The sequence below is a fragment of the Streptomyces sp. SAS_270 genome, from assembly GCF_052543295.1.
The window spans coordinates 87,645-111,710 of the sequence record NZ_JBMNDS010000012.1 but is presented as its reverse complement, the minus strand read 5'-3'; the positions used below and the strand labels follow the sequence as shown (position 1 = coordinate 111,710).

20 protein-coding genes are annotated in these 24,066 nt (G+C 70.4%); 11 read left to right on the top strand and 9 right to left on the bottom strand.

All coding sequences use genetic code 11. The features are described from left to right. The first annotated feature begins 79 nt into the window (after window positions 1-79). From ACN6LB_RS11355 to ACN6LB_RS11330, 6 genes are all read left to right on the top strand, one after another. Complete coding sequence (locus tag ACN6LB_RS11355) at window positions 80-574, top strand: MarR family winged helix-turn-helix transcriptional regulator (protein WP_445025704.1); 495 nt, start codon at window positions 80-82, stop codon at window positions 572-574. A gap of 162 nt (window positions 575-736) precedes the next feature. Beyond that, complete coding sequence (locus ACN6LB_RS11350) at window positions 737-1,357, top strand: DsbA family protein (RefSeq protein ID WP_445025743.1); 621 nt, start codon at window positions 737-739, stop codon at window positions 1,355-1,357. Window positions 1,358-1,391: 34 nt separating this feature from the next. After that, the gene (locus ACN6LB_RS11345) at window positions 1,392-2,198 is read left to right on the top strand and encodes an MBL fold metallo-hydrolase (RefSeq protein WP_445025703.1); all 807 of its coding nucleotides are present in this window, start codon (window positions 1,392-1,394) and stop codon (window positions 2,196-2,198) included. A gap of 5 nt (window positions 2,199-2,203) precedes the next feature. Next, window positions 2,204-2,626: a nuclear transport factor 2 family protein gene (locus tag ACN6LB_RS11340; protein ID WP_445025742.1), complete on the top strand. Its 423-nt coding sequence runs from the start codon at window positions 2,204-2,206 to the stop codon at window positions 2,624-2,626. Between the two features lie 196 nt (window positions 2,627-2,822). Then, on the top strand, window positions 2,823-4,892 hold the full coding sequence (locus ACN6LB_RS11335; protein ID WP_445025702.1) for a pectinesterase family protein: 2,070 nt from the start codon (window positions 2,823-2,825) through the stop codon (window positions 4,890-4,892). A gap of 113 nt (window positions 4,893-5,005) precedes the next feature. Then, window positions 5,006-5,386 carry an ANTAR domain-containing protein gene (locus tag ACN6LB_RS11330; protein WP_445025701.1) on the top strand — a complete coding sequence of 127 codons (381 nt, stop codon included), beginning with the start codon at window positions 5,006-5,008 and terminating at the stop codon, window positions 5,384-5,386. Between the two features lie 167 nt (window positions 5,387-5,553). On the opposite strand, the gene ACN6LB_RS11325 is transcribed toward ACN6LB_RS11330, so the two are convergent. The 4 genes from ACN6LB_RS11325 to ACN6LB_RS11310 form a co-directional block, all read right to left on the bottom strand. Continuing rightward, window positions 5,554-6,345 carry a SigB/SigF/SigG family RNA polymerase sigma factor gene (locus ACN6LB_RS11325; protein ID WP_356149469.1) on the bottom strand — a complete coding sequence of 264 codons (792 nt, stop codon included), beginning with the start codon at window positions 6,343-6,345 and terminating at the stop codon, window positions 5,554-5,556. 350 nt (window positions 6,346-6,695) lie between these two features. Further along, the gene (locus ACN6LB_RS11320) at window positions 6,696-7,532 is read right to left on the bottom strand and encodes a VOC family protein (protein WP_445025700.1); all 837 of its coding nucleotides are present in this window, start codon (window positions 7,530-7,532) and stop codon (window positions 6,696-6,698) included. A gap of 109 nt (window positions 7,533-7,641) precedes the next feature. Further along, the gene (locus ACN6LB_RS11315) at window positions 7,642-7,944 is read right to left on the bottom strand and encodes a DUF3040 domain-containing protein (RefSeq protein WP_445025699.1); all 303 of its coding nucleotides are present in this window, start codon (window positions 7,942-7,944) and stop codon (window positions 7,642-7,644) included. 381 nt (window positions 7,945-8,325) lie between these two features. Further along, on the bottom strand, window positions 8,326-8,703 hold the full coding sequence (locus ACN6LB_RS11310) for a DUF6479 family protein (protein ID WP_356149478.1): 378 nt from the start codon (window positions 8,701-8,703) through the stop codon (window positions 8,326-8,328). Between the two features lie 202 nt (window positions 8,704-8,905). Between ACN6LB_RS11310 and ACN6LB_RS11305 the strand changes: the two genes are divergently transcribed. Both ACN6LB_RS11305 and ACN6LB_RS11300 read left to right on the top strand, forming a co-directional pair. Further along, window positions 8,906-9,367, top strand: coding sequence for a CBS domain-containing protein (locus tag ACN6LB_RS11305; RefSeq protein ID WP_445025698.1), 462 nt, complete (start codon window positions 8,906-8,908; stop codon window positions 9,365-9,367). Window positions 9,368-9,536: 169 nt separating this feature from the next. Then, window positions 9,537-10,832: an ArsB/NhaD family transporter gene (locus tag ACN6LB_RS11300; RefSeq protein ID WP_445025697.1), complete on the top strand. Its 1,296-nt coding sequence runs from the start codon at window positions 9,537-9,539 to the stop codon at window positions 10,830-10,832. Here the strand turns inward: ACN6LB_RS11300 and ACN6LB_RS11295 are convergent. From ACN6LB_RS11295 to ACN6LB_RS11285, 3 genes are all read right to left on the bottom strand, one after another. Continuing rightward, window positions 10,814-15,652 carry a DNA repair ATPase gene (locus ACN6LB_RS11295; protein WP_445025696.1) on the bottom strand — a complete coding sequence of 1,613 codons (4,839 nt, stop codon included), beginning with the start codon at window positions 15,650-15,652 and terminating at the stop codon, window positions 10,814-10,816. The genes ACN6LB_RS11300 and ACN6LB_RS11295 overlap by 19 nt on opposite strands. Window positions 15,653-15,749: 97 nt before the next feature. Further along, entirely contained in the window at window positions 15,750-17,831 is a 2,082-nt protein-coding gene (locus ACN6LB_RS11290) for a flotillin family protein (protein ID WP_445025695.1), read from the bottom strand. An 81-nt stretch (window positions 17,832-17,912) separates the two neighbouring features. Next, complete coding sequence (locus ACN6LB_RS11285) at window positions 17,913-18,530, bottom strand: hypothetical protein (protein WP_445025694.1); 618 nt, start codon at window positions 18,528-18,530, stop codon at window positions 17,913-17,915. A 227-nt stretch (window positions 18,531-18,757) separates the two neighbouring features. Here ACN6LB_RS11285 and ACN6LB_RS11280 point away from each other — a divergent pair, with 227 nt between their 5' ends. The 3 genes from ACN6LB_RS11280 to ACN6LB_RS11270 all read left to right on the top strand — a co-directional run bounded on the left by ACN6LB_RS11280 (window position 18,758) and on the right by ACN6LB_RS11270 (window position 21,843). Next, entirely contained in the window at window positions 18,758-19,816 is a 1,059-nt protein-coding gene (locus ACN6LB_RS11280; RefSeq protein WP_445025693.1) for a PucR family transcriptional regulator, read from the top strand. 164 nt (window positions 19,817-19,980) lie between these two features. Next, window positions 19,981-20,721, top strand: a complete 741-nt coding sequence (locus tag ACN6LB_RS11275; protein WP_356137580.1) for a DUF4142 domain-containing protein — start codon at window positions 19,981-19,983, stop codon at window positions 20,719-20,721. A 198-nt stretch (window positions 20,722-20,919) separates the two neighbouring features. Next, complete coding sequence (locus ACN6LB_RS11270) at window positions 20,920-21,843, top strand: ribonuclease BN (RefSeq protein ID WP_445025692.1); 924 nt, start codon at window positions 20,920-20,922, stop codon at window positions 21,841-21,843. Between the two features lie 49 nt (window positions 21,844-21,892). Here ACN6LB_RS11270 and ACN6LB_RS11265 read toward each other — a convergent pair whose 3' ends face one another. Then, window positions 21,893-22,801 (bottom strand): transferase, encoded by a 909-nt coding sequence (locus tag ACN6LB_RS11265; protein WP_445025691.1) that lies wholly within the window; start codon window positions 22,799-22,801, stop codon window positions 21,893-21,895. Continuing rightward, complete coding sequence (locus ACN6LB_RS11260; protein ID WP_445025690.1) at window positions 22,798-24,063, bottom strand: glycosyltransferase family 4 protein; 1,266 nt, start codon at window positions 24,061-24,063, stop codon at window positions 22,798-22,800. Before ACN6LB_RS11260 ends, ACN6LB_RS11265 begins: the two co-directional genes overlap by 4 nt. Between the last annotated feature and the right edge of the window lie 3 nt (window positions 24,064-24,066).

Below are 24,066 nucleotides of genomic sequence, written 5' to 3'. Positions count from 1 at the left end.
GGCCGATCCACGGCATGATCAGTGCGGCACATGTCCGGCAGGCAGAGCAGGCGGAGCAGGAAGAAGGGACGGCGGTCGCGTGCGCGGTGACGCGGAGATCTCGACGGCGAAGGAAGCCGCCGACCATGATCTGATCCTGGCCTTCGGCCGGCTCCAGGGGGCGGCCAACCGGCTGGAGTACATCCTCGGGCGGGCGATAGAGGCGGAGTGCGGGATCAGCCACCTCATGTACGAGGTCCTGCTGATCCTCGGACGGGCGGGCGGACCTGGGCTTTCGATGCGGGCCATCGGCCGGGAGCAGGTGATCAGCACGGGCGGGGTCACCCGCCTGGTGGACCGGATGGAGGCGGCCGGGCTGGTGGAGCGCACCGACGACCCCGACGACCGCCGCGGCCGGCTCGTGCGGCTGACCCCGCTGGGCGAGGAAACGGCCGTACGCGCGTCCCATGTGCACGTGGAGAACATCAAGCGCTACTTCCTCGAGCCGCTTCCCGAAGACCATCACGAGCGCTTCGCGGAGGATCTGCGGATCCTCAGCCACGCGGCCCGTGACCTGCTGCCCCGCATGCCCTGAGCCTCCGGGACCGGCCGGGCGACCAGCTCCTCTCGGGGCGCGCCCCTTTCCCCGTCATGTGAGACTCAGGTCACACCTAGGGTGAAATATCTGACTGCGCAGATACTGTTGTGTCAGATGAATCGCTCGCGTCGGGTGAGCGCCCCACCGGTAGAGGTCCTCATGAAGCTCGTCTACGTCTTCGACGCCTACTGCGGCTGGTCGCACGGGTTCTCCCGCACTCTGCTGGAAACCACCGAGCTCCACCCCGCGCTGCCCGTGGAGGTCGTCTCGGGAGGCCTGTTCACCGGGTCACGCCGGGTGCCGATCCGCGAGTTCGGCTACGTACAGGGCGCGAACGCCAAGATCGCCGAGCTGACCGGGGCCGAGTTCGGCGAGGGCTACGCACGACTGATCGCCGACGGCTCCTTCGTGATGGACTCCTCGGCCGCCGCCCGTGGGGTCGCCGCCCTGCGCCAGGCCGCCCCCGACCGGGCGGCGGAGCTGGCCACGGCGCTCCAGCGGGCCTTCTACGTCGACGGCCACAGCCTGTCCGACGCGCGGACGTACCGCACGGTCGCCGAGGCGGCCGGACTCGACGCCGAGTCCGTGGTCGCGGCCTTCGCCTCGCCCGCGGCCGAGGCAGCCGCCCTCTCCGACGTCAACCGCGCCGCCGAGCTGGGCGTCGACGGATTCCCCACCCTCCTCGCGGTGGACGGCGAGCGCGTCACCGTGCTCGCCCGCGGTCACGCCACCACCGACGAGGTGTCCCGACGCCTGTCCGCCCTCACCACCGTCTCCTGATCCGCTCCCCCTACCTCACCCCCAAGGAGCTTCCATGAGCACGCTCGACTTCACCGTCCTGGACCTCGACTTCCCGGCCGGCAGCAAGAACAAGACGGCCACCCTCGTCACCGGTGAGAGTGAGGCACTGCTGGTCGACGCCGCTTTCACCCGCGCCGACGGACACCGGCTCGCCGCCGCCGTCCTGGACTCCGGCAAGACGCTGACCACCGTCTTCGTCAGCCACGCCGACCCGGACTTCTACTTCGGCGCCGAAGTACTCGCCGACGCCTTCCCCGAGGCCGTGTTCGTGGCGACCCCGCTGGTCATCGAGCACATCCGCGACTCCTACGAAGGCAAGCTCAAGGCGTGGGCGGCGCTCGGCCCGAACCTGCCCACCCGGCTGATCGACCTCGAGCCGCTGACCGGCGACCTCACCCTCGAAGGCCACCGCTTCCAGCTCAAGGGCGGCATCGCCGAGCTGCCCGACCGCCACTACCTGTGGCAGGCCGAACAGCGCGTCCTGCTCGGCGGGGTGCTGCTGTTCCAGCAGGAACACGCCTGGGTCGCCGACACCGCCACGCCCGAACAGCGCGCCGCCTGGATCGGCCTACTGGACGAGATGGCCGCCCTCGACCCGCAGCTGGTCGTGCCCGGCCACCGGCTGCCCGGGACGCCTGCCGACGCCACCGCCCTCACCAACACCCGCGCCTACCTCGTCGCGTTCGAGGAGGAGCTCGCCAAGGCCGCCGACGGCGCCGCGCTGACCGACGCGCTCGTCAAGCGATACCCCGACCACGGCATGCTGATCGCCGCCCAGATCGGCGCGAAGGTCGCCAAGGGCGAAATGAAGTGGGGCTGACCGAGATGACCGACCACCTCACCGACTTCGCCCGCTCCACCGCCCCGGCCGACGTGGTCCGACGCCAGTACCTGGCCTCGGCCGCCGGCGACCTCGACGCGCTGCGGGCCACCCTCGCCCCCGACGTGGAGTGGACCGAGATGGCGGGCTTCCCCCTCGCGGGCACCTACCGCACCCCCGAGGGCGTCACCGCGAACGTGATGGAGCAGCTCGGCAAGGCGTGGGACGGCTGGGCCGCCCATGACGACACCTACGTCGTCGACGGCGAGAACGTCGTCGTCCTCGCCCGCTACACGGCGGCCAACAAGGCCACCGGCAAGGCGATCGCCGTACGGGTGGCCCATCACTTCGTCGTACGCGGCGGCCTGATCGTGCGCTTCGAGCAGTTCGTGGACACCGCCAAGGTCCGCGACGCCATGGCCCCGTAGGACGCCGGGCAAGGTGCGGTCACGCCGGGCGAGGAGACACCCCTCGTCCGGCGTGAGCGCCTGCCGACCGAACAGCCACGCGCCGCACGCAGCCGGCGAATCGTCCACGACACGGTGCCAACATTCCCGGCAACCTTTTCTCGACGGGTGACGACTGATCAACAACCGTCCCCCGCACAGGAAAAGGAAAAGCGTAATGAGTGAGCTCCGTGGCAAGGCCCGGCACCGCAGGCGCAGAACCGCTCTGATCGTCGGCATCCCCCTCGCTCTGACCGCCGCCGGCACACTCGCCTACGGAACCGTCTTCGGGGTGTTCGGCGAGGACGCCCAGCCGAAGGCCTCCGCCGCCACCGTGCCCGCCTGGGCCACCGCGACCGCCGACGGCTTCGCGTCGGTGAACGCACTGGGCCAGAACGGGACTTACGGCGGGCGGGGCGGCACGATCGTCACCGTGAAGACCCTCGCGGACCTGGAGAAGTACGCGACGGCCCAGGATCCGTACGTCATCGTCGTGGCCGCGGCGATCACCATGGACCCCAAGGGCAAGGAGATCAAGGTCGCCTCGAACAAGACGATCATCGGCTCCGGCAGGTCCGGACACATCGTCGGCGGCGGCTTCTTCCTCGGCCAGGGCGTGCACAACGTGATCATCCGCAACCTGACGATCCGGGACGCCTACATGGGCACCTGGAACGACAAGGAGCACGACTACGACGGCATCCAGATGGACGGCGCCCACCATGTGTGGATCGACCACAACGACATCCATCACATGGCCGACGGCCTGATCGACAGCCGCAAGGACACCACTTACCTGACGGTGTCGTACAACAAGCTGAGCAACGAGAACAAGGCGTTCGGCATCGGCTGGACCGACAACACCACCGCGGACATCACGATCCACCACAACTGGATCCGCGAGACCGAGCAGCGCAACCCGTCGACCGACAACGTCGCCCACGCGCACCTCTACAACAACTACCTGCAGGACGACGCGGGCACCGACATCACGTCCTCGTACGGCAACTACGCGCGCGGCAAAACGAACATGCTGCTGGAGAACTCCTACTTCCAGGGCATGAACAACCCCGTCATCCGGGACAGCACCGCCACGCTCGTGCAGCGCGGCAACGTCTTCTCCGGCACCAGCGGCCGCAACGAACAGGGCGGCAGCGGCGCGGCCTTCGACCCGAAGACCTATTACAGCTACACCCCGGACAAGGCGGCCGACGTACCGGCGCTGCTCAAGTCCAAGGCGGGGCCCCAGAGTTCACTCGGCACGACCGCCACGACGACGAGCACCTCGTCAGGTACGACCCTGACGGTGGCGGCGGACGGGTCCGGCCAGTACAGGACGGTCCAGGCCGCCGTCGACGCGGTGCCCGCGAACAACGCCTCCCGCGTCACGATCGCGGTCAAGCCGGGCACGTACCGCGAGACGGTCAAGGTGCCCTCCAACAAGCCGCACCTCACCATCCAGGGCACGGGCAGCAGCCGTAAGAGCACCGTGATCGTCTACAACAACGCGGCCGGTACCAAGAAGCCCGACGGCACGACGTACGGCACGGCCGGCAGCGCCACCGTCGCGGTCGAGGCCGACGACTTCCAGGCCCGCAACCTGACGGTCACCAACGACTTCGACGAGGGCGCGAACCAGAACGTCACCGGCCACCAGGCCGTCGCCCTGCGCACCGCCGCCGACAAGGTCCTCCTCGACAGCGTCATCGTCAACGGCGACCAGGACACCCTGGAGATGGAGACCGCCGGTGCGGACAAGCTCGGCCGCGTGTACGTCACCAACTCCTACGTCACCGGCAATGTCGACTTCGTCTTCGGCCGGGCCACCGCGGTGATCGACCACTCCGTCATCACGCTGAAGAAGCGCTGGGACGGCTCCTCGGCCGGTTTCGTCACCGCGCCGAGCACGGCGGCGAACCGCAAGGGCTTCCTGATCAACAACACCACGGTGAACGGCGACGTCTCGGCCGCCAGTTTCTCACTCGGCCGCAACTGGCACCCCGGCGGCAGCACCACGGTCGACCCCCAGACGACGTTCCGCAACTCCAACCTGAGCTCCGCGATCAGGTCGGCCCCGTGGTCCGACATGGGCGGCTTCTCGTGGAAGGACGACCGCTTCGCGGAGTACAAGAACACCGGCGCAGGTGCGGGCGCCGCGAGCAGTGACCGCCCCCAGCTCACGGATTCCCAGGCCAAGGACCAGACGGTCGCGGCCTGGCTCGGCGACTGGACGCCGACCGCTTCCTGACAGGGGCTTTCGGGCAATCCGAGGCTCCGCGCACTGGCATCCGGGGGCCGGAATGGCGACCATGGAGTCGAAGGAGGGTATGAACTGTCCCGCACGCGTACTCGGAGGCGATGATGCCCTCAGACGTCCGCCCGGCCGGCACCGAGCCGCCCGGCGGTCCCGACGAAGGGGTTTCGTCCGTCGACGCGACGACGGACGAGATCTTCGAACTGCAGGAGGAGATCGGCCAGCTGAAGCAGGCCATCACCTCTCACGCCGTCGTGGACCAGGCGATCGGCATGATGGTCGCCCTGGGCCGGGTCACCCCTGATCAGGGGTGGGTCGTCTTGCAGGAGGTCTCCCAGCACACGAACGTGAAACTGCGCGACATCGCGGAGATGATTATCGCTTGGGGCGGCGAGGGAGACATGTGGCCCGATGTCCGCGCCGCCCTGGAGGAGACGCTCGACAAGTACGGGCCCACCCAGATCCCCGACGATCCGCCCGACTCGTAGACACTGCCCGGCCCTGGGGTGTTTCGGCTGCACCACGGGGTCAACCCGAGAGGAAGCGACGCACTGCGAATCGTTCCCGGGAGGGTTCGGCAGTGAGCTCGCCGCCCGGCCGCCCGGAACAGGGAGACCTGTTCCGGGCGGCCGAGTGTGACGCACCGCTTCCTGGGCTATGCCGCGTCGGCGAGCACCTCCTCGCGGAGTTCGGCGCAGCACCCGGTGATGAGCCGGGAGACGTGCATCTGCGAGATTCCGAGCTGCTCCGCGATGCGGCTCTGGGTCATGCCGCGGAAGAACCGCAGGTAGAGGATCGTGCGCTCACGCTCGGGCAGTGCCTGCAGGCAGGGCTTCAGCGCCTCGCGGTCCACGACGAGGTTGAATCCGGGGTCGGGTTCGCCCAGGGCGTCGCTCAGCGCGTAGCCGTCCTCGCTGCCCGGCACCTCCGCGTCCAGCGACAGCGTGGTGAAGCTGTCGAGGGCCTCCAGGCCGGTGCGTACCTCGTCCTCGCTCAGCTGGGCCTGTGCGGCGATCTCCTCGATGGTGGGCCGACGGCCTGAGGTGGTCTGCGACAGGTCCTTCAGGGCGGTGCGCACCTGGTTGCGCAGGTCCTGGACGCGACGCGGCACGTGCAGGATCCACATGTGGTCGCGGAAGTGCCGCTTGATCTCGCCGGTGATGGTGGGCACGGCGTAGCTCTCGAAGGGGCCGCGTGCGGGATCGTACCGGTTGACCGCCTTGACCAGACCGAGCGCGGCGACCTGCCGCAGGTCTTCCAGGGCTTCACCCCTGCCGCGATAGCGGCCGGCTATGCGGTCCGACATCGGAAGCCACGCGCAGACGATGTCGTCGCACAGGACCCGCCTCTCGGGGCCGTCGGGCAGACCGGACAGCCTCTCGAAGAACAGGGCGGTGTCCGGAGCGTCGTCGTGCGGGTGCTGCTTCGTTCTGGACTTGATCCGCATGGTGCTTGCCAACTCCCTCAAGGGGTGCTGCGTGGACAGTCACCGCGGGAGGGCGCACACGAACCTCAGAGGCACACCCGCAACCTGTCGAAACAGGCTCCGCGGAGGTGCCTCCTGTCCGAAGCACTAAGGGGTGAATTCCCCCTCTTCGAGATCTAAAACGACATTTCGAACATTCTTCCATCGAGGTCACACAGCGCAGTCATGCAATTCCAAATGGTGACGGCAGAAAAGTACGCGGTGGAATGCGCAGCGGAATGCGGGGCCCATGCTCTTCGAATGTCGCGCCGAAATTCGCGCCGAACGGGGCTGTCCCTCGAAGGAGTGAACACGCGGGGAGGCAGCAAGCGCTACGGGCGTTCCGCCGGGTCCGCAGCCCGGGCCCCGGTCCGCTCGGCCTGCTCGGTCACCGTGAAGCGGGCGCCGTCGGGATCGCCGAGGACGGCCTCGTCCGGGTCGGTGCGGCGCTGCAGCACATAGCCGCCGTGGGCCCGTGCAGCCGCCGCGCACGCCGCCACGTCGGCGACCGCGAAGTGGACCCGCCAGTGCGGCCTGATCGCGGGATCGGGCGCCGCCCCCACCGCTCCGGAGTGGATACGGGCCACCACGTCTCCCCCACTGCGCAGGAGGACCTCGTCACCGTCGTAGTGCACCTCGCAGCAGCCGGGGCGATCGGAGGCCCAGTCCAGGACCTCGCCGTAGAAGATGGCGGCGTCGAAGGCGTCGCGGGTGTGCAGGCGCACGAAGGCCGGGGCGGCGCGGCGCCACTTCTCCCAGCCGGCGACGAGTTCCCCTTCCCACACGCCGAAGACCGCCCCGTCACGGTCGGACAGCAGCGCCGCGCGTCCCGGCGGGAGGGCGATGGGCCCGACCGCTCGGGTGCCGCCGCGCTCCTCGACCCTGGCCACGGCCTCGTCGGCACTGGGTACGGCGAAGTACGGGGTCCAGGCGACAGCCATCTGCCAGATGGAGGCGACCGCGGCGATCCCGGCGACCGGCACCCCGTCGACCTGCGCGATCCTGAACCGCTCACCGAGGTCGGCGGGGCTCCACTGCCAGCCGAGGACCGCCCCGTAGAAGTCCTCCGTGGCCTCCACATCGCGTGTGGTCAGGCTGACCCAGCAGGGGGCACCGAACACCGAATGGCTGGAGACCACCTGACGCCGCAGGGTCCTGTTGTCGCTCATCCCACCACTGCTCCGTCTCGCCGACACTCTTTCCAGCATCGCGCGGGTCGGCGCCGTCCGCAGCACACAGGCCACCCGTCAGAGCCCGGAAAGGGCCCGCGCGGGGTATTCATCGCGACGCCTTCACTGATATTCCGTGCGGTGTGGTGCACCTGCACAGCAGCCGGAAAGCCTGCAGCAGAGCGAAAGGCCACACTGCTGCGAATGCCCAGATGACGGCCGGGTCCGAGGTGCGGATACCCGCCACCATCAGGAAACCCGAGGCCGCAACCAAAAAGCCCACCGCAGTGGGCAGCCATATCGAGCGGCGCGGGGTGCGCAGGGGGCCGCCTGTTCGGCGGCCCCGCCTGAGCGCGGACTCGATGTCCTTGAGGATGAGCCACTCGCGCAGCGACAGTCTTACGTCGTCCATGGCACTGAGCTCAGTCCATGCCTCGTACGATGTTGCTCTCCACGTCATCGGCGGGCATCTCACCGCCGGCGTCCCGATCGGGAACGCGACTCGCGGGAATCACCGTCGCGCTGTTCTTGACTCCGTGCTCGTCATGGTCCGATCGGGCATCTGTCCTGGTCCGGGTATCCATCAGGACACCTCCTCTGTCATCGCCCCGAGTACCCCGGCGGCGACCGGCAACACGCCTTCCGTCAAAGGCCGAAGCGGCGTCGCGGACCTGCCCTGGCGGCGGCCGAGGGTGTCATCGCCGGGCCGCCCCCGCTAAGCGCGCGAAGAGGCGTCCACGCAGGGCGAAGCCGGCGCCGGTGGTGTGCCGACGCCGGTGACGGCGCGGTCGGGTCAGGTCCTGCCGGGGCCGCCGCTGCCGAACGAGCCACTGGAGCCGGGGCTCCAGCGCCGCCGGTGCTGATCGCCGCTCTTCCTGCTCGCGACGTTGCCGACGCCCTTGATCTCGTACGGGGTCAGCGGATGACCGCTGTCCGCGGACTTCGGCATCTCGTCGGGCTCCCGCATCTCCGAGACCTCATGGACCGCCCCGTACTCGGGCAGTCGGGGCTGCTCCTCCGGGAGTGGAGGCGGTGATTCCGCGCTGCGCACCTTCATGCCGAACCGGACGGCCCAGACCAGGGCACCGGTGATCAGAATGCCCGCCACCACCGGCGCGATCCCGTGGACGAGCCAATCCGACACGGCCAGTACTTGGCTCAAAGTGTTCATGAGGTCCGAGTACCCCACACCACCGGTTTACCTGTGCGCACGGAAATCTTCCGGACGTCCGCGCAGGTCGTCGTCGGCGGGCCACCCCGGGCCGTCCTGCCCGGACTGGGCCACCGACATCATGCGCCACTATTTACTGGCGGCAGGACCACTGACGGCAGGGTTACCGGCAGCGGGGCGCAGCGGGAGACGGGAGCCGATCGTGCGGGCACGTGACCTGGCGGTGGAGTACGAGACGGTCGGCGTCGACGCGGACGCCATGGCGGCGGCGCGGCTGATGGCCGAGCGCCGGCTGCCGGCCCTGCTGGTCGTGGATGACGACGGCGCGCCGAGGGCGATCCTGCCCGCGTCCCAGATGATCAAGATCCTGGTGCCGGGGTACGTGGTCGCCGATCCGACGCTGGCCGCGGTGGTCGACGAGCGCCATGCAGACCGGCTCTGCGAGTCCCTGAAGGGCCGGACCGTACGCGACTGTCTGTCGAAGGACGTGCCCGCGCCGCCGGTGGCCGACCCGGACGCCACTGCGCTGGAGGTGGCGGCGCAGATGGCACAGGTCCGCAGCCCCTTGGTCGCGGTCGTGGACAAGGACGAGACCGGCGCCCGCCTCCTCGGCGTCATCACCGCCTCCGATCTGCTGCAGCGGCTCCTCGGCGCGACTGCGTGACGGAAGCGGCACCTTGCCGGGGCCCGGCAGCCCAGGGGCTCCACTGCTGCGCGTCAGGAGGCTGTGAGAGAAGCGTCAAGGACGAGTAAGGTGCCCTCGGTGTGCCGGGAAGTCTGGTCGGCGAGGAGGGGACAACTCCCTCTTCCCGGCGGCACTTCGGCGGAGAATCGTGAACGACTGGCACGGCTGGGCGGCGATCGTCGTCTTCGTCGGGGCGTACGCCCTCATCATCAGCGAGAAGGTCCACCGGGTCGCCGTGGCCCTGGGCGGCGCTGGGCTGATGCTGGCGATCGGGGCGACGGACGACGTCTCGGCGTTCTACTCCGAGGACTCCGGCGTCGACTGGAACGTCATCTTCCTGCTGATGGGCATGATGATGATCGTCGGCGTGCTCAAGAAGACAGGCATGTTCGAGTACCTGGCGATCTGGGCGGTCAAGCGCGCCCGCGCCCGGCCGTTCCGGGTGATGGCCATGCTCGTGGTCATCACGGCATCGGCGTCCGCCCTGCTCGACAACGTGACCACGGTTCTGCTGGTCGCCCCGGTGACCCTGCTGGTGTGCGAGCGGCTCGCACTGCCCGCCGCGCCGTTCCTGATCGCGGAGGTGATGGCCGCGAACATCGGCGGCACCGCGACGCTGGTCGGTGACCCGCCCAACATCATCATCTCCAGCCGCGCCGGTCTGACCTTCAACGACTTCCTCGTCCATCTCGCCCCGCTCGCCGCGGTGTTGGTGGTGGTGCTGCTCGCCCTGTGCCGGGTGATGTTCCGCTCGACCTTCGCCTACGACGAGGACCGCGCCGCGGAGATCATGGCACTGAAGGAGGGTGAGGCCATCCGTGATCGGCGTCTGCTGGTCCAGGGATTGGTGGTGCTGACCCTGGTGGTGGCCGGGTTCGTCCTGCACCCGGTGCTGCACTACGAACCGAGCGTCGTGGCCCTGCTCGGTGCGGGCCTCCTCATCGCCGTCGCCGCCGTCGACACCCATGACGTGCTGGCTGAGGTGGAGTGGCCCACGCTCGCCTTCTTCGCCGGACTCTTCGTCATGATCGGCGCACTGATCGACACCGGCGTGGTCAGCCGGATCTCGCAAGGGCTCGCGGACGTCATCGGAGGCAGTGAACTCGGCGGCTCCATGGCTTTGTTGGGCGGTTCGGCGGTGCTGTCGGGGATCGTGGACAACATCCCCTACGTCGCCACCATGGCGCCCATCACCAACGACCTGGTCCATGACATGGGTGCAAACGGCCATGTCATGTGGTGGGCCCTCGCCCTCGGCGCCGATCTGGGCGGCAACGCGACCGCCATCGGAGCGTCCGCCAACGTCGTTGTCCTCGGCATCGCCGAACGCAACCGACAGCCCATCTCCTTCTGGCAGTTCACCAAGTACGGACTGGTGGTGACCGCGGTGACGGTCACCATCTCCCTCGGCTATGTGTGGCTGCGCTACTTCGCCCTCGTCTGACCCGTGGCGGGGCCGGTCGCGCGGATGATGGCGGACTCGACAGCGGCGACCCGGTCGGCCAGCAGGCCGAGGGCGGCGACCGCCCGGGCCAGAGGATCGGCCTCCGGGCCGCCGAGGGCCTGCGTGCGGACGTACGTTGCCTTCAACTCGGCCCACCGGTCGGCCTGTTCGGGGGTGAGCGTGCCGCGCAGCTCGCCCAGCTTCAGCAGGTTGGCCTCGGCGCCGGTGGTCAGGGTCTGGGCCTCGGCCGCGTAGTGGTCGTCGAGGACGGCCGCGAGCTCGGCGCCGTTCATGACCGGCTGGATGCGCTGGGCGATCTTGTTCATGTCGCGGTAGGAGCCCTGGAGCCGGAAGGGCGGTTCGGTGCGGGTGGCGTCGGCCTGCGCGGCGGAGGCGATATGGGCCCCGTTGACGGCGAGGACGGTGGTCCGGACGGTGAGCAGATGGCGCAGGACGGCGAGGACCTGGTCCAGTTCGGCGGGGGCGTAGGGGTGGGTGAGCCGGTCGGCGCGGGCCGTGGGATCGGCGGCGGCCAGCCGGAGCAGCAGGTCGAGGTCGGTGCGGTCGCGGCTCGCGAGCGGGGCGAGCACCGGGTTGGCGGTGAGCGCGTTCTCGACGAAGCTGAGCGCGAAAACGTCCTCCTTGCCCGTCAGCACATCACCGAGATTGCGCACGTCGGCCCGGTTGGCAAGCATGTCGGGGATGCGGAAGACCGCGCCCGACTCGGTGCAGGGGTTGCCCGCCATGCAGACCGCGAAGCGCTTGCCGCGCAGGTCGTAGGTGCGCGACTCGCCGTTCCACACGCCCTCGATCCGGCGGGTGGCGTCGCACAGCGGGATGAACCTCTGCAGCAGTTCCGGCGAGGTGTGCTGGATGTCGTCCAGGTACAGGAGCGTGTTGGTGCCCGCCTCCAGCGCGAAGTTGATCTTCTCGACCTCCTGGCGGGCCGTGGCGTTCGGGGCTTCGGCCGGGTCCAGCGAGGTGACCGCGTGGCCGAGCGCGGGCCCGTCGACCTTGACGAGGAGGAGGCCGAGGCGGTCGGCGACGTACTCCATGAGGGTCGTCTTGCCGTAGCCGGGCGGGGAGACGAGCAGCAGCAGGCCCCCGGTGTCCGTACGCCGGGACTCCCCCGTCGTACCGAGCTGTTTGGCCAGGTTGTCGCCGATGAGCGGCAGATGGACCTCGTCGATGAGGCGGCCTCGCACGAACGTCGTCAGCACTCGGGGACGGTAGGCGTCGAGGCGCAGACGGGAGCGTTCCGCGGCGACCAGGGTGGTGCGACGGCGGGCGTAGGTACGGTGGCCGGGGGCCTCGGTGGCGCGGAAGTCGCGTGTGCGGGCGAGGAGTTCGTCGATGCGGAAGGTGAGCGATCGGCCGGTGAGGCGCGGGTGGGTGCCGAGCAGACCGTCCACGGTGGCGGTGAGCGGCGCGTCGGACTCGTAGCGGACGAGGTCGGGGCAGAGTTCGGCGGCGACGGCCTCGGCGAGGTCGCCGGGTGGGAGGTCCGTGCCGGTGGAGGTCGTGTACGCGGACAGCCAGGCCTCCACCAGTTGGCGGCGGGCGTCAAGCCCGTCAAGTACGGCGAGGTCGTCGTCGTAGGCCGAAGTGCCCACCGTGCGGCGGAACTTGTCGAGCAGCGTGCGGGTGCCGGAACTGATGACGAACCCTTCCGGTCCGGACGTCAGCTCCTCGAAGAGGTACGCGGCGGCCGGCCCACCGGTCACGGCCGCCAGCTCCGCCTGGAAGTCGGCGATCGCCGGGGCGAGCCCGAACGTCTCCCGGGCCCGCGCCAGCGACACCGCCCGCCGCGTCCAGCCCTGCCGCTGCTCGGCGGTGGTGGCGTGCGCCCAGTACAGCTGTGCGGCGGCGCGTGCGGCGGGTTCGTGACGCAGGGCCCCTGCGCCCTCGTGCAACCGCAGCAGCGCGGTGAGGATCGCGGTGGCGTCATGGTCGTGCACGCCGCGTTCGTGGCCTTCGTCGTACGACGCCTGCGCGGCCCGGCGTACGAGTGCGGGCAGGTCGGCGTCGGCCAGGGCGGCAGGGCCGTGCTCGGCCAACAGACGAGCGGCCAGGTGCTCGGCGCGGTAGACGGACGGGGACTCCGAGGGCAGCGGGCGGTCCCAGTAGGGGCGGGTGGCCGCGAAGTCGGGGTCGGTGACCGGGGCGCGGTAGTCGGTGCCGGTGAGGGCGAAGGCGAGGCCGTCGCCGTGCGGGACCAGGGCGAGATCGAGGGGCTGGGTGTTGACGGCGAAACGGTGGCGGCCCAGGCGCAGGGTGCGGCCGTCGTGGGCGTACAGATCGGTGCGGTCGCGCAGGACGCGGGTCGCCTCCTGGCGGGCGGCCTGCAGGCGGCCGTCCAGTTCCTCCGCCCTTACCGGGTCGCCGAGTCCGCGCAGTTCGTCGGCAGTTCGGCGGAGCTTCGTGACCATCGGATCGGAGGCGAAGTAGGTGCTGATCTCGTCGGCGCCGGTGAGAGCGGCGGCCCGGCGGGCCACGGTGTCCAGGACCCGGCCGCCGGCGGCGGCCAGCTGTTCGGCACGGCGGGCGCGGGCGTCGGCGAGGGACTGTTTGCGGGCGGTGAAGGCCTCGTAGACCTCGGTGCGCTTGTCCGCCAGCTCGCCGAGGAAGTCGTCGAATTCCGTGAAGCGGGCTTCGAGGTTCTCCAACTGAACGAGCACGGCGGCCAGTTGTTCGTCGCAGGACTCCTCGCCGTCCACCACTGCCAGCGCGCTCGTGACCGACTGGCCCAGCAGCGCGAACTCGGCGGTGAACTCGGCGCGCCCCTCGCGGTCACGGAGTTCGCGGTGGCGGGCGTCGAGGCAGGCGCGGGCACGGTTGATGCCCGCCAGCACCTCGGCGACGCGTTCCAGGATCGACGTACGGAGGATGGCGTCGCCGATGTCGAGGCCGGCGACGACCTCGGTCACGGTGCGCAGGCCGTGGGCGAGGTCGTCGAGGCGGGCGGCGAGGGGTGCGGCCTCGGCGACCGTGGGGAGGGATGCGGCGTCCGCGACCAGCCGTTCCAAGTCCTGGTGGGTGGCGGTGAAGGCGTCCTCGCGGGCCAGGAAGGCCACGGCGCGCTGCCCGAAGCCGGCGAGGTCCGCCCCGGCCTCGGCGGCCAGCTGGTCGATACGGTCCGTGTCTGCGTAACGCAGCTCCTTCAGATTCAGCAACTGTCCCTGGGTGCGCCGTAGTTCGCTCAGGCCGGCCACCCAGCCGGCCGCGTCACGGGGAGCCTCGCCGCGCAGCCGTCGCACGAGTGCGGTCAGGCGTCCGGCGGCTTCGGCGAGCGCTTCGGCGGCCTGCCGGGTGAGCGCCCGGACGGTGTCGAACTCCGCCACCACCTGCTCGGTGGTGACACGCATGGCGTCCAACGGGGCACGCAGGTCACCGAGTTCGGGATCGCCGAGCCAGTGGTAGGTGTCGGCAGCGCGGACGCAGGCGGCGCGCAGCGCCTCGTACACCTCGGTCGTCGGTGTCGTCCCGGTGACGGAGCCGGCCAGGGAGAGGCAGTCGGAGATGCCGCGCACCAGGTCGGCGTTGCCGATGCGGGACATTGGCCCGGTGCCGGTGGGGTGGGTGGCGGCGTGGGTGTCGGAGACGTACGGGGACATCCACAGCTGGAGCGGGTGCACGCGCGCCGGCTCGTCCGCCCCTGCCGCAGGGTCCGCGCGCAGCACCACGAGCGTACCGTCGTCGAGGAGCGCCCAGCCGTGGCAGGACAGCGGAGTCGCGATCTCCTTGCGGATCATGTTGTACGGGAGGAGCAGGCTGCGGCCCGCGGCGCGCGCGTGGTAGGCGAACAGCACGTCCTCGCCGTTGGGTGAGCGCACCTCACGCTCGAACGCCAGCTCCGCGGTGTTGAGTTCGAAGGTCTTGTGGCCGCCGGTGGCCAGGCAGTAGCCGCCCGGGAAGACGATGCCCTGGTCCTCGGGAAGACGGCGGCAGGACTGCCCGATGCCGTCGAGGCGGACCACCTCCTTGGTGAGTGTGTTGAACACCAGGTGGCGCCACGCCTCCTCCTTGTAGGGGCGAATGCGCAGGACGATCAGGGCGCCCACGCGCGCGTACGCGATGTCCGCGTCGGCGAGCGACTGAAGCGGTTCGTCGACCGGCTCCGCGTGGACGCCCTCGCCGGTCTCGGTGTTGTCCTCGGTCTTGACGGTGAGACTGCCGCCGACCGTGTCGACGAAGACCTCGCCCTGGATGGAGACATGCGGGTGGCGGCCGAGGACGTGGTCGTCGCGGGTGGTGTCCGTCCACGCGAAGTCGTGCGACGGCGGGAAGACATGATCGCGCTCGCCCTGGGCGTCGCGGAACGTGGCCCGGCCGTCCTCGGTGAGGCTCCAGCGCAGGACCCGGATGTCGCCCGGCTCCTCACCGGTCCGGAAGACGGCCAGCAACCCGCCGTCCACGTGGCGCAGTTGCAGCAGGTGTGCCTGCCGGTAGTAGCGGTACAGCGCCGCGAACTCACGGACGAAGCCGGGGTCGTCGAGGAGGCCGGGCACCGCGTCCTCGGGCAGCCGGTTCAGGTCGCGGTCGTACAGCGCGAACACATCGCCGACGGCCGTCTCGGGCCTGGAGCCGAGGAACACGTTGGAGCCGAACAGGAGCCTGTCGCCGACGCAGACGATGTCCCGGGGCACGCACTGGTGCTCGGTGAGCAGCCGCTCCGTCCCGGTCAGCGTGAGCCGCATCGAGCCGAACTCCTCGACACGGCGGGCGTTGAGCGCCTCGGCGCGCCGGGCCAGGTCCGCGGCCTGTGCGGCGAGGCGGTCGCGGAGCACCTCGTACGGACCGGTGACCGGGCCGGTTGCCATGGATCGGCTTCCCTTCGGGCAAGGAGCGGATGGGGTGCGGACGAGAGGCCCGGAGCCGCCGTCCCCTGTGCGGCGGCCCCGGACCCGGCGGTGACGGTCAGACCCTGGCGCTGCCGTTCAACGCGGTGAGCGGCAGGTCGGACAGACCCAACTCGCCTGCCTTGTCCATGAGTTGCCGCAGCTGACCGGCGTTCGCGCCGCCGCCCGACTTCATGAGACCCATCAGCAGCGCGGAGACGGTCAGGTTCTGCACGTCGGCCGTGGAGACGGAGCCGAGGATGCGGCCGAGGTCGTCGGGGAAGCTCGACGAGCCGTCCAGCCAGGGCCCGGCCAGCGACCGCGCGGTCGCGGAGTTGTCCACGAAGGCGTCGACGCCCTTGCCGAGAGAGACCGAGTTGACCAGCCGGTCGAAGAAGACGGAGTCGCCGCCGACGATGTCGATGTCGGCGTTCTCCAGGCCGGTCGCGAGGACGGTGGCCTGCGCCTCGGCGACCTGCCGCTGGGCGTCGAGCCCGGCCAGCCGGATCTCCTTCTCCGCCTGCAGGCGGAGCCGGTACTCCTCGTGGCCGCGGGAGGCGTCGTCGAGGGCGGCCATCGCCGCCGCCTTCTGGGTGAGACCCTCCGCCTCGGCCTTGAGCTTCTCCCCGATGGCCGTGGCCTCGGCGAGCGCCTTGGCCCGTGCGCCCTCGGCCTCCGCGCGCAGCCGTGCCTCGGTGCCCTCCGCCTCGGCGCGCATCCGCGCTCCGGTGGCCTCGGCCTCGGCGCGGCCCGCCTTCTCGATGACGTCGGCCTCCTTGTCGCGCACCTGGACCTCGGCGAGGCCGGCCGCTGCGCTCTCCGCCTGGACGCCCTCCGCGAGCCGGAGCTTGGCGCGGGCGTCGAGGTCCGCGGACTTCAACCGGGCCTCGGCGAGGGTGAGTTGTTCGGCCGCGCGGTGCTTGGCGGCGGCCTCCGCCGCCTCGGCCGCCTTGATGTCCTTGACCAGCTTCTCCTGGGCTTCGGCCTCCGCCGCGATGATCACCGACTGACGGCCGCGCTCGGCCTCCTCGACCACCCGCAGCTTCTTGATGGCCTCCTCCTGCTCGGCGACCGTGCGGTCCACGGCGATCCGCTCCCGGATGACGTCCGCGACCTCGCGGCGCTCGGCCTCGACCTCCTTGTCCTTGGCGATCCCGGACAGTGAGGTCTCGCGCTCCCGGGCGATGACCTCGAGGAGCCGGTCCTTCTCGATGCGTTCGTTCTCGACGGCGATGACCCGCTCACGGTTCTTCTGCGCGACGGCGATCTCCCGCGCCTGGTTCTCGCGCTGGACACCGAGATGCTCCTCGGTGCGCAGGAACGCGGTCTGCGCGCCCAGGCGTTCCTCCTCCTGCACCTTCGCCGTGGTGGCCTCCTCGCGGGCCCGCAGCGTCTCGACCTCGCGGCGCTGCTTGATCTCCGCCTCGGCCTGGCGGCGCTCCAGTTCGAGGATGGTCTCCCTGGCGTCGACGTTCTGCCGGGTGATCTCCTTCTCCTCGGTGCGCTGGAACTCGTTGGTGCGCACATGCTCGACCGTGGTCAGTTCGGTGATCTTCCTGATGCCCTGGGCGTCGAGGATGTTCGCCGCGTCGAGCTGCGACATCGGCGTCTGCTCCAGGAAATCGATCGCCGCGTCGTCGAGGTGGTAGCCGTTCAGGTCGGTGCCGATGACCTGGATGATCCGGTCCCGGAACTCCTCGCGCTTGGTGTAGAGGTCGACGAAGTCGAGCTGTTTGCCGACGGTCTTCAGCGCTTCGGAGAACTTCGCCGCGAAGAAGTCCTGGATCGCCGCGGCGTCGCTCGCGGTCTGCGTGCCGATCGCCTGCGCCACCTTGATGACGTCCTCGACCGTCTTGTTGACCCGGACGAAGAAGCTGATGTGGATGTCGGCGCGGATGTTGTCCTGGCAGATCAGCCCCTCGCGGCCGGTGCGGCGGATCTCGATGGTCTTCACCGAGATGTCCATGTATTCGGCCTTGTGCAGCACCGGCAGGACGACGGCGCCGGTGAAGGTGACGTCGACCTTCTTCGTCTTGGAGATGATCAGCGCCCGCCCCTGCTCCACCTTGCGGAACAGTGTGCTGATCATCAGCAGCGTCGTGATCATGATGAGCAGGACCACGGCCACGAGCACGCCGAGACCCACGGTGATGGCATCCATGAGAGTCCTTGGGGACAGAAGCAGAAGAGTGCGAAGGCGTAACAGGGCGAAGTGCTCAGGTGACGTACTCGGGCGCCGCGCTCACGTCGGCCCGCGCGGATCGAGCGCGGTGTCGTAGGGCGCGACCCAGAAGAACTCGCCGGCCTCGTCGTAGGCGTACAGCAGTCCCGTACAGCCGCTGCCGAGCACCTCACCCGCGGTCTGGCGGACCTGGACCACCGCCGTGGAACCGTCCGCGGCCGCGACCTCGGCCTGCCCGAAGCCGGCGTCCACCCGGCCCGTGCGGATGGTGCAGGTCAGGCCGACGAAGTCCAGGCGGGAGGGCCCGGGGCCGTCGGGGAAGAGGCGCTGCAGCGGCCGTACGAGCAGGCGGGTCAGCCGCCAGGCGAGCAGCGGCGCGGCCGCCAGGATCGCCAGCCGGGTCAGACCGCGGACGAGGGCCGAGGGCATCAGCGGGTCGAGCAGCACGGTGGCGCTGAGGCTGAGGAACCAGGCGAACGCCGTCAGCAGCGAGAACGGGATCGTCACCGGCACCCCGCCGAACCTCAGGGCGGGGGCGTGCGGATGGGCGTGGGCGTCGAAGCCGTGCGACTCCGCGGCGCCGATGGCCACCAGCAGCCAGAAGGCGACGACCACCATGAGGGCCGACGTGAACAGGACGGTCGGAAAGCCGACGGAGGCCGCGAGAAACGCACTCACTCACCCCACCCCCGACCTTCCTTGCCGTGCACGGCTCCCCTCCGGGTTTCGGTGCCGTACACCCTGCCGGTGTCCGGCACCGAAACCATCCGCCGTGCTCCCCTCGGGCCATCCTGCATGCCCTGAACTCGCCCTCGCATTGCCGGTTTCCGGCAGTGTTCACTAGGGTCTGCATGCCGGTGACCGTCAAGAAAACGTCACCGGGGCATCAGGAAACCGGGGGCGAAGTGACGGAGCGGGACATACCTGGGCAGTATCTGGACGGCTATGCCCAGCTCCTGGCGGACGTCTCGGCCACCGGCCGGCGTCTCACCCGCGACGAGATCGAGTCACGGCGCGCCCTCGGCGAACAGGCCGCCCACGCGGGCCACACCCTGCGTGTCCTCATCACCGCGCACCTGACCGCCACCCGCGTCGCCTGGCCCGACACGCCCGGCTCCTCCGACAGCACCCTCGCCGCTGTACAGCAGGTCATCGACGCCTTCGCCGAGGGCTACGAACGCGCCCAGCGCGTCGCCGTCCGCCAGGAGGAGGCGGCACGGCGGGAGTTCATCGACGATCTTCTGTACGGCCGCAGCGATCTGGGCCGCCTCGCCGAGCGCGCCGAGCGCTTCGGCCTGCGGCTGTCCCACACGCACGCCGTCGCCGTGGCCCAGGGGCCGCTCGCGTACGACGAGGGCGCCGCGGCGTCGCGCCAGGTGGAACAGTCCCTCATCGCCCGTTTCGGGGACCGCAGCATCCTGCTGACCACCAAGGACGGCCGGATGCTGTGCATCGCCCCGGGCGACCAGGACGACGTGCTCGCCTACTTCGCCAAGCAGGCGTACGCGGCCACGGAGGGCGGACGCATCGCCATCGGCCGCGCCCAGCCCGGCGCCGGCGGTGTCGTCCAGTCCTACGAGGAGGCCCTCAACGCCCTCGACCTGGCCGATCGCCTGGAGCTCGACGATCCCGTCCTGCACGCCGCCGACCTGCTCGTCTACCCCGTCCTCACCCGTGACCGCCAGGCCATGGCCGATCTCGTCCTCAGCGCCCTCGGCCCGCTCACCGGCGCCCGTGGTGGCGCCGGGCCGCTCCTGGCCACCCTCGCCGCCTACTTCGACTGCGGCTGCGTGGCCGCCGAGGCCGCCCGCAGGCTGTCCCTGAGCGTGCGCGCCCTGACCTACCGGCTGGAACGCATCCACCAGCTCACCGGGGCCAACCCGGCCGACCCGGCGCACCGTTACACGCTCCAGACCGCGGTCATCGGTGCCCGGCTGCTCGACTGGCCCGCCCAGCGCCTCTGAGCTCTCCGCCGGCGCGGCTGCGGGAACCCTGACCGCCCACTGGATCTCTCACCTCATGTGACACACCGCACAGAGCAGAGCGCAAAATCTTCTCTGCTCGATGATGGATCCGTGCGGCACATCCGTATCCCTGGGCGTACGAGTCGCTCAAGGTCGGAGGCGTCATGCCCATCTCCCGTAACGTGGCAGGGTCCGTTTTCGTGTTCGGCGCGCTGGGGCTGACCCTCACCGCCCTCGCGTACCCCGCCATGCTCGGGGTCCAGACGACGTCCAGCTCGCAGGACCGCATCATCGCCAACACCCAGTGGGGGCCGCTCACCGAGGCGGACCGCGACTTCGTGGTGAAGGTGCGTGCGGCCGGGCTGTGGGAGTACCCCCTCGGTGAGATAGCGCTGCAGAAGGGCACGACTCCGGAGATGAAGGAGGCGGGCCGGCACCTGATCGTCGGGCACGCCGGGCTCGACGCCGCATGCCGCAAGATCGCACCCGAGCTGGGCATCACCCTGCCGAACCAGGCGTCCCCGCAGCAGCAGCAGTTCGTGGCGACGGCGTCCGCGGCCAACGGCAAGGAGTTCGACTCCACCGCGGTCAACATCATGCGTGTGACGCACGGCCAGATCTTCCCGGTCATCGCCAAGATCCGCGCCAACACCAAGAACTCCCTGGTGCGTCAGCTGGCCGTACAGGCCAACTCCACCGTCCTCGACCACATCACGGTTCTGGAGAAGACCGGACTGGTCAACTTCGACCAGGTCAACTTCCAGCAGACCACCCCGCCCAAGCTCCCCAAGGACCAGATGACCCCGCCGGCCCCGCAGCCGGGCTCCCCCATCCTCGTACTCAAGCCCCGCCCGGACCTGAACGTGAACACCGCCTCACCCGCGCCCACACCGACGGTCCGCTGAGGGGCCGCCGAGGCGGGCCCCCTACCCCAAAACAGCGTGGCGACACCGGTGAGCGCCCGCTGAACCGGTTCCGGCCGGGCGACGCAGGATTCACCTGCGCATTCCTGGTTAGCCGGACGGTGTGAGCGACAAGGCGTGCGTCGGCGAAGCGAGCGGGGCGGCCGGCCCGCGAGCCCGCCCCCGGGTACGGAGACACCCGTGAACCGGCCGGGGAGCAGGGCCCACGGCGGATGGCAGCGGCTCGGCCTCACCGAGCTCCTCCGGCGCGGCAAGGAGCTGGAGCTGCTGCACCGCTCCATGGGATTCGCCACGTTCGCCCTGGTCACCCTGGCGCCGCTGCTGATCGTGGTGGCGGCGGCCGATCCGCTGGGGCACGGCGGATTCGCGCTGTGGCTGGTCGACGGGATGGGCCTGTCGGGCCGCTCCGCGCACGCCGTCACGCATGTCGTCAGTCCGCCCCGCAAGGTGGTCGACACCGCCACGGTCTGGAGCGTCGCGCTCCTCGCACCGTTCGGCCTGGCCTTCGCGTCGAGCGTGCAGAACGGCTACGAGAAGATCTGGGGGCTGACCACCCGGCCGTGGCACCGGATCTGGCGGCAGACCGTCTGGCTCGGCATGCTGACCCTGTATCTCTACCTCCAGGTGGAGACCAGGACGGTCCTGGAGGGCACGGCCCGCATCGTCCTCGGCTCGGTGACCGGCCTGCTGTTCTTCTGGTGGGGACCGCGGTTCCTCCTCGGTCGGCGGGTCCGGCGCCGGGAACTGCTCCCCGGCGCCGTCGCCACCATGGCCGGCCTCGTCGGGCTCAGATGGTTCTCCACCCTGGTGTTCACGCCACTCGTCGCCTCGAACGCGATCAGTTACGGCGCCGTGGGCACCATCCTGGTGGTGGAGTCCTGGTTCACCGGCGTCGGATTCGTGATCTACGGCGGCGCCCTGCTGGGCCGCCACCTGTGGCACCGGTTCGGGCCCGCCGAGGAGTCCTCCCGCCGGACCGAGCCGGACGGGCCCGGCTCGGAGGGGAACGGCTCGGAGGGGAACGGCTCGCAGGCACCGGGCCCGGAGACGGCCGACTCCTCCGACGCGGACCGGCAGGCGTCCTCCCCTCACTGGACCCGCTGAGGCCGCTTCCCGCCCCTGGACGCTGAGGCCGCCTCCCGTCAGGCGTGGGTCAGTCCGCCGTCCGCACCTCCACGGCAAGATCGTTGTCGACGGTGTAGTAGGGGCGCACCAGGGCAGCGCCGACCGTGGCCGCCGGGTACACGAAGATCTCCTTGCGGTCCGCCACGTCGTCGAGCAGCCGGGCGACCCGCACGAGCGGGGCCTGCGCCGCAGGCCGGACGAAGACGTCCCAGACACGGTTGCCACCGCCCCCGGTAGCCAGCTCCTCGCAGTCGAACGTGAAGGAGAAGTCCCGTCCGTCGCCCTCGGCCCGCGCCCCGAGGGTCCGTACGACGCCGTCCCCGCCCCGCAACCGCAGCCGTACGGCGGCTCCATCGGCGAGCGTGGCGCCGTGCAGGCGGGCCCTGACCGTCATTGTCGTCGACCCGGACGTGACAACGATGCCGTCGGCTTCCGCGTGGGCGGTGCGCAGCCAGGCCCGCAGCGCGAGGTAGCCGTCCTTGGTGACGTACGGGACCCGGACGGCCACCGGCGACGGCCGGTCACGGACGTGTCCGTCGACCAGGGAGCGCAGATCCCGCAGCCCGGGGCGCAGCCGCTCTCGCTCCCCTCCCGGTTCCCGCAGCAGGTAGACGTCCCAGCGGCCCTCCGCGAGTGCGGGCCGCGGCTCCAGAACGGCCCGCCGGCGCTCGCCTCCGGCCGGTTCCAGGTCGAGGAGGTGAAGGGTCTTCTCGGGCTGCCCCTTCTTGGGGCGCAGCCGCAGCAGGAGCTGCGGCCGGCTCGCCGAGGGGAGCGGCAGGCCGAAGGTGATGCGGCCGTCGGCGTCGACCGTGCAGCCGACCCGCGGCCGTACGGCGCGCTGCGCTCTCGTCGCCGTCCCTTCCGCGTCGCGCTGCACTCCGGTCCCCGCCCCTTCTCCCACTGTCGCCTCTGCCTCTGCCTCGCGTTGCGCGCTCATCCCCGCCCCCTCCGTACCGTGCGCAGTGCACTGCCGACCGCGGCACGGGCGGCGTCGCGGGCCGCGAAGCCCTGGCTGACCAGGACGCCGTTCATCCGGCCGCGTTCCCGTGCGACGCGTCGGCCGCCCTTCCTCGCCGCGATCGCCTCGTCGAGGAGTCGCTCGGCCTGCGCCACCACCGGGCCCGGGGCGAACCGTCCCGCGTTCTCGACGGCCCTGCGGCTCATCCGGTGGCGCCTCTCGTCGTCGCGGACGAGTTCCAGCAGGGCGGCGCCCATCGCGTCACGGTCCCCCACGGGCACCAGCCGGCCGTCCGCACCGTCCTCGATGATCTCGCCCGGGCCGTACGGGCAGTCCGTGCTGACCACCGGCAGTCCACAGCGCATCGCCTCGACGATGGTCATGCCGAACGGCTCGAAGTTGGAGGCGGCCGCGCCGATCGAGCCCTTGACCCACTCCGCCTCCATGGGGGCCGCCGCGCCCATCAGGAAGACGTTGTCGTGCAGCGCCAGGTCCGTCACGAGGCGGCGCAGCCTGTCGTGCTCCTCGCCCTTGCCGTAGATGCGCAGCTTCCAGTCCGGGTGCTCGGCCGCGACCAGGGCGAACGCCTCGATGAGCAGGTCGTAGCGCTTCACCGGGACCAGCCGGCCGGCCGCGACGACCACTTTCGCGGTGCCGTCGGCGACGGGCAGTTCGGGATCGGGAACGCTGTTCGGAAGTGCTTCCACACGGACGCCGGGCAGCCGCATCTTGCGCCGGTAGGCGGCGGCGTCCGCCTCGGTGACCGTGGTGAGCGCGTCGAGCCGGCGGTAGGCGCGGCGCAGAGCGGTGCGCAGCGCCGGCGGGTGGTTGTCGAGGGTGAGGTGTTCCTGCCCGAGGCGCACGACGTGCTGCGGGGCCTGGAGGGCGAGGTGCACGTTGAGCCCGGGCCGGGTGCCGATGACCACGTCGGCGTCGGTCGATTCCAGGTAGGCGCCGATCCGCTGGTCGGTCAGCTCGCTGTACTGCTGGTAGCGGTACTCGGCGGCGGGAAAGACCCGGGCCGGCCGCTGGTACAGCGGATGTTCCTGCTCGTGGCGGAGGTCCACCAGTGGCCGTAGCGACACCCTCGGGTCCAGGGTGAAGTTCGGATCCTCGCGGTGCCGCAGCACGGAGACGATCTCCACGTCGTGGCGCTCGGCCAGCGCCTGGGCCAGGTTGAACGTGGTGGTGATCGTGCCCCCGATCCCGTAGGCGTTGTGTATCAAGAAAGAGACCTTCATGGC

Excerpts from the sequence above, each read along its gene's own strand:
- ACN6LB_RS11350 (WP_445025743.1), top strand. The coding sequence starts at position 737 with ATGAAGCTCGTCTACGTCTTCGACGCCTACTGCGGCTGGTCGCACGGG.
- ACN6LB_RS11345 (WP_445025703.1), top strand. The coding sequence starts at position 1,392 with ATGAGCACGCTCGACTTCACCGTCCTGGACCTCGACTTCCCGGCCGGC.
- ACN6LB_RS11340 (WP_445025742.1), top strand. The coding sequence starts at position 2,204 with ATGACCGACCACCTCACCGACTTCGCCCGCTCCACCGCCCCGGCCGAC.
- ACN6LB_RS11335 (WP_445025702.1), top strand. The coding sequence starts at position 2,823 with ATGAGTGAGCTCCGTGGCAAGGCCCGGCACCGCAGGCGCAGAACCGCT.
- ACN6LB_RS11330 (WP_445025701.1), top strand. The coding sequence starts at position 5,006 with ATGCCCTCAGACGTCCGCCCGGCCGGCACCGAGCCGCCCGGCGGTCCC.
- ACN6LB_RS11325 (WP_356149469.1), bottom strand. The coding sequence starts at position 6,345 with ATGCGGATCAAGTCCAGAACGAAGCAGCACCCGCACGACGACGCTCCG.
- ACN6LB_RS11320 (WP_445025700.1), bottom strand. The coding sequence starts at position 7,532 with ATGAGCGACAACAGGACCCTGCGGCGTCAGGTGGTCTCCAGCCATTCG.
- ACN6LB_RS11315 (WP_445025699.1), bottom strand. The coding sequence starts at position 7,944 with ATGGACGACGTAAGACTGTCGCTGCGCGAGTGGCTCATCCTCAAGGAC.
- ACN6LB_RS11310 (WP_356149478.1), bottom strand. The coding sequence starts at position 8,703 with ATGAACACTTTGAGCCAAGTACTGGCCGTGTCGGATTGGCTCGTCCAC.
- ACN6LB_RS11295 (WP_445025696.1), bottom strand. The coding sequence starts at position 15,652 with ATGGCAACCGGCCCGGTCACCGGTCCGTACGAGGTGCTCCGCGACCGC.
- ACN6LB_RS11290 (WP_445025695.1), bottom strand. The coding sequence starts at position 17,831 with ATGGATGCCATCACCGTGGGTCTCGGCGTGCTCGTGGCCGTGGTCCTG.
- ACN6LB_RS11275 (WP_356137580.1), top strand. The coding sequence starts at position 19,981 with ATGCCCATCTCCCGTAACGTGGCAGGGTCCGTTTTCGTGTTCGGCGCG.
- ACN6LB_RS11265 (WP_445025691.1), bottom strand. The coding sequence starts at position 22,801 with ATGAGCGCGCAACGCGAGGCAGAGGCAGAGGCGACAGTGGGAGAAGGG.
- ACN6LB_RS11260 (WP_445025690.1), bottom strand. The coding sequence starts at position 24,063 with ATGAAGGTCTCTTTCTTGATACACAACGCCTACGGGATCGGGGGCACG.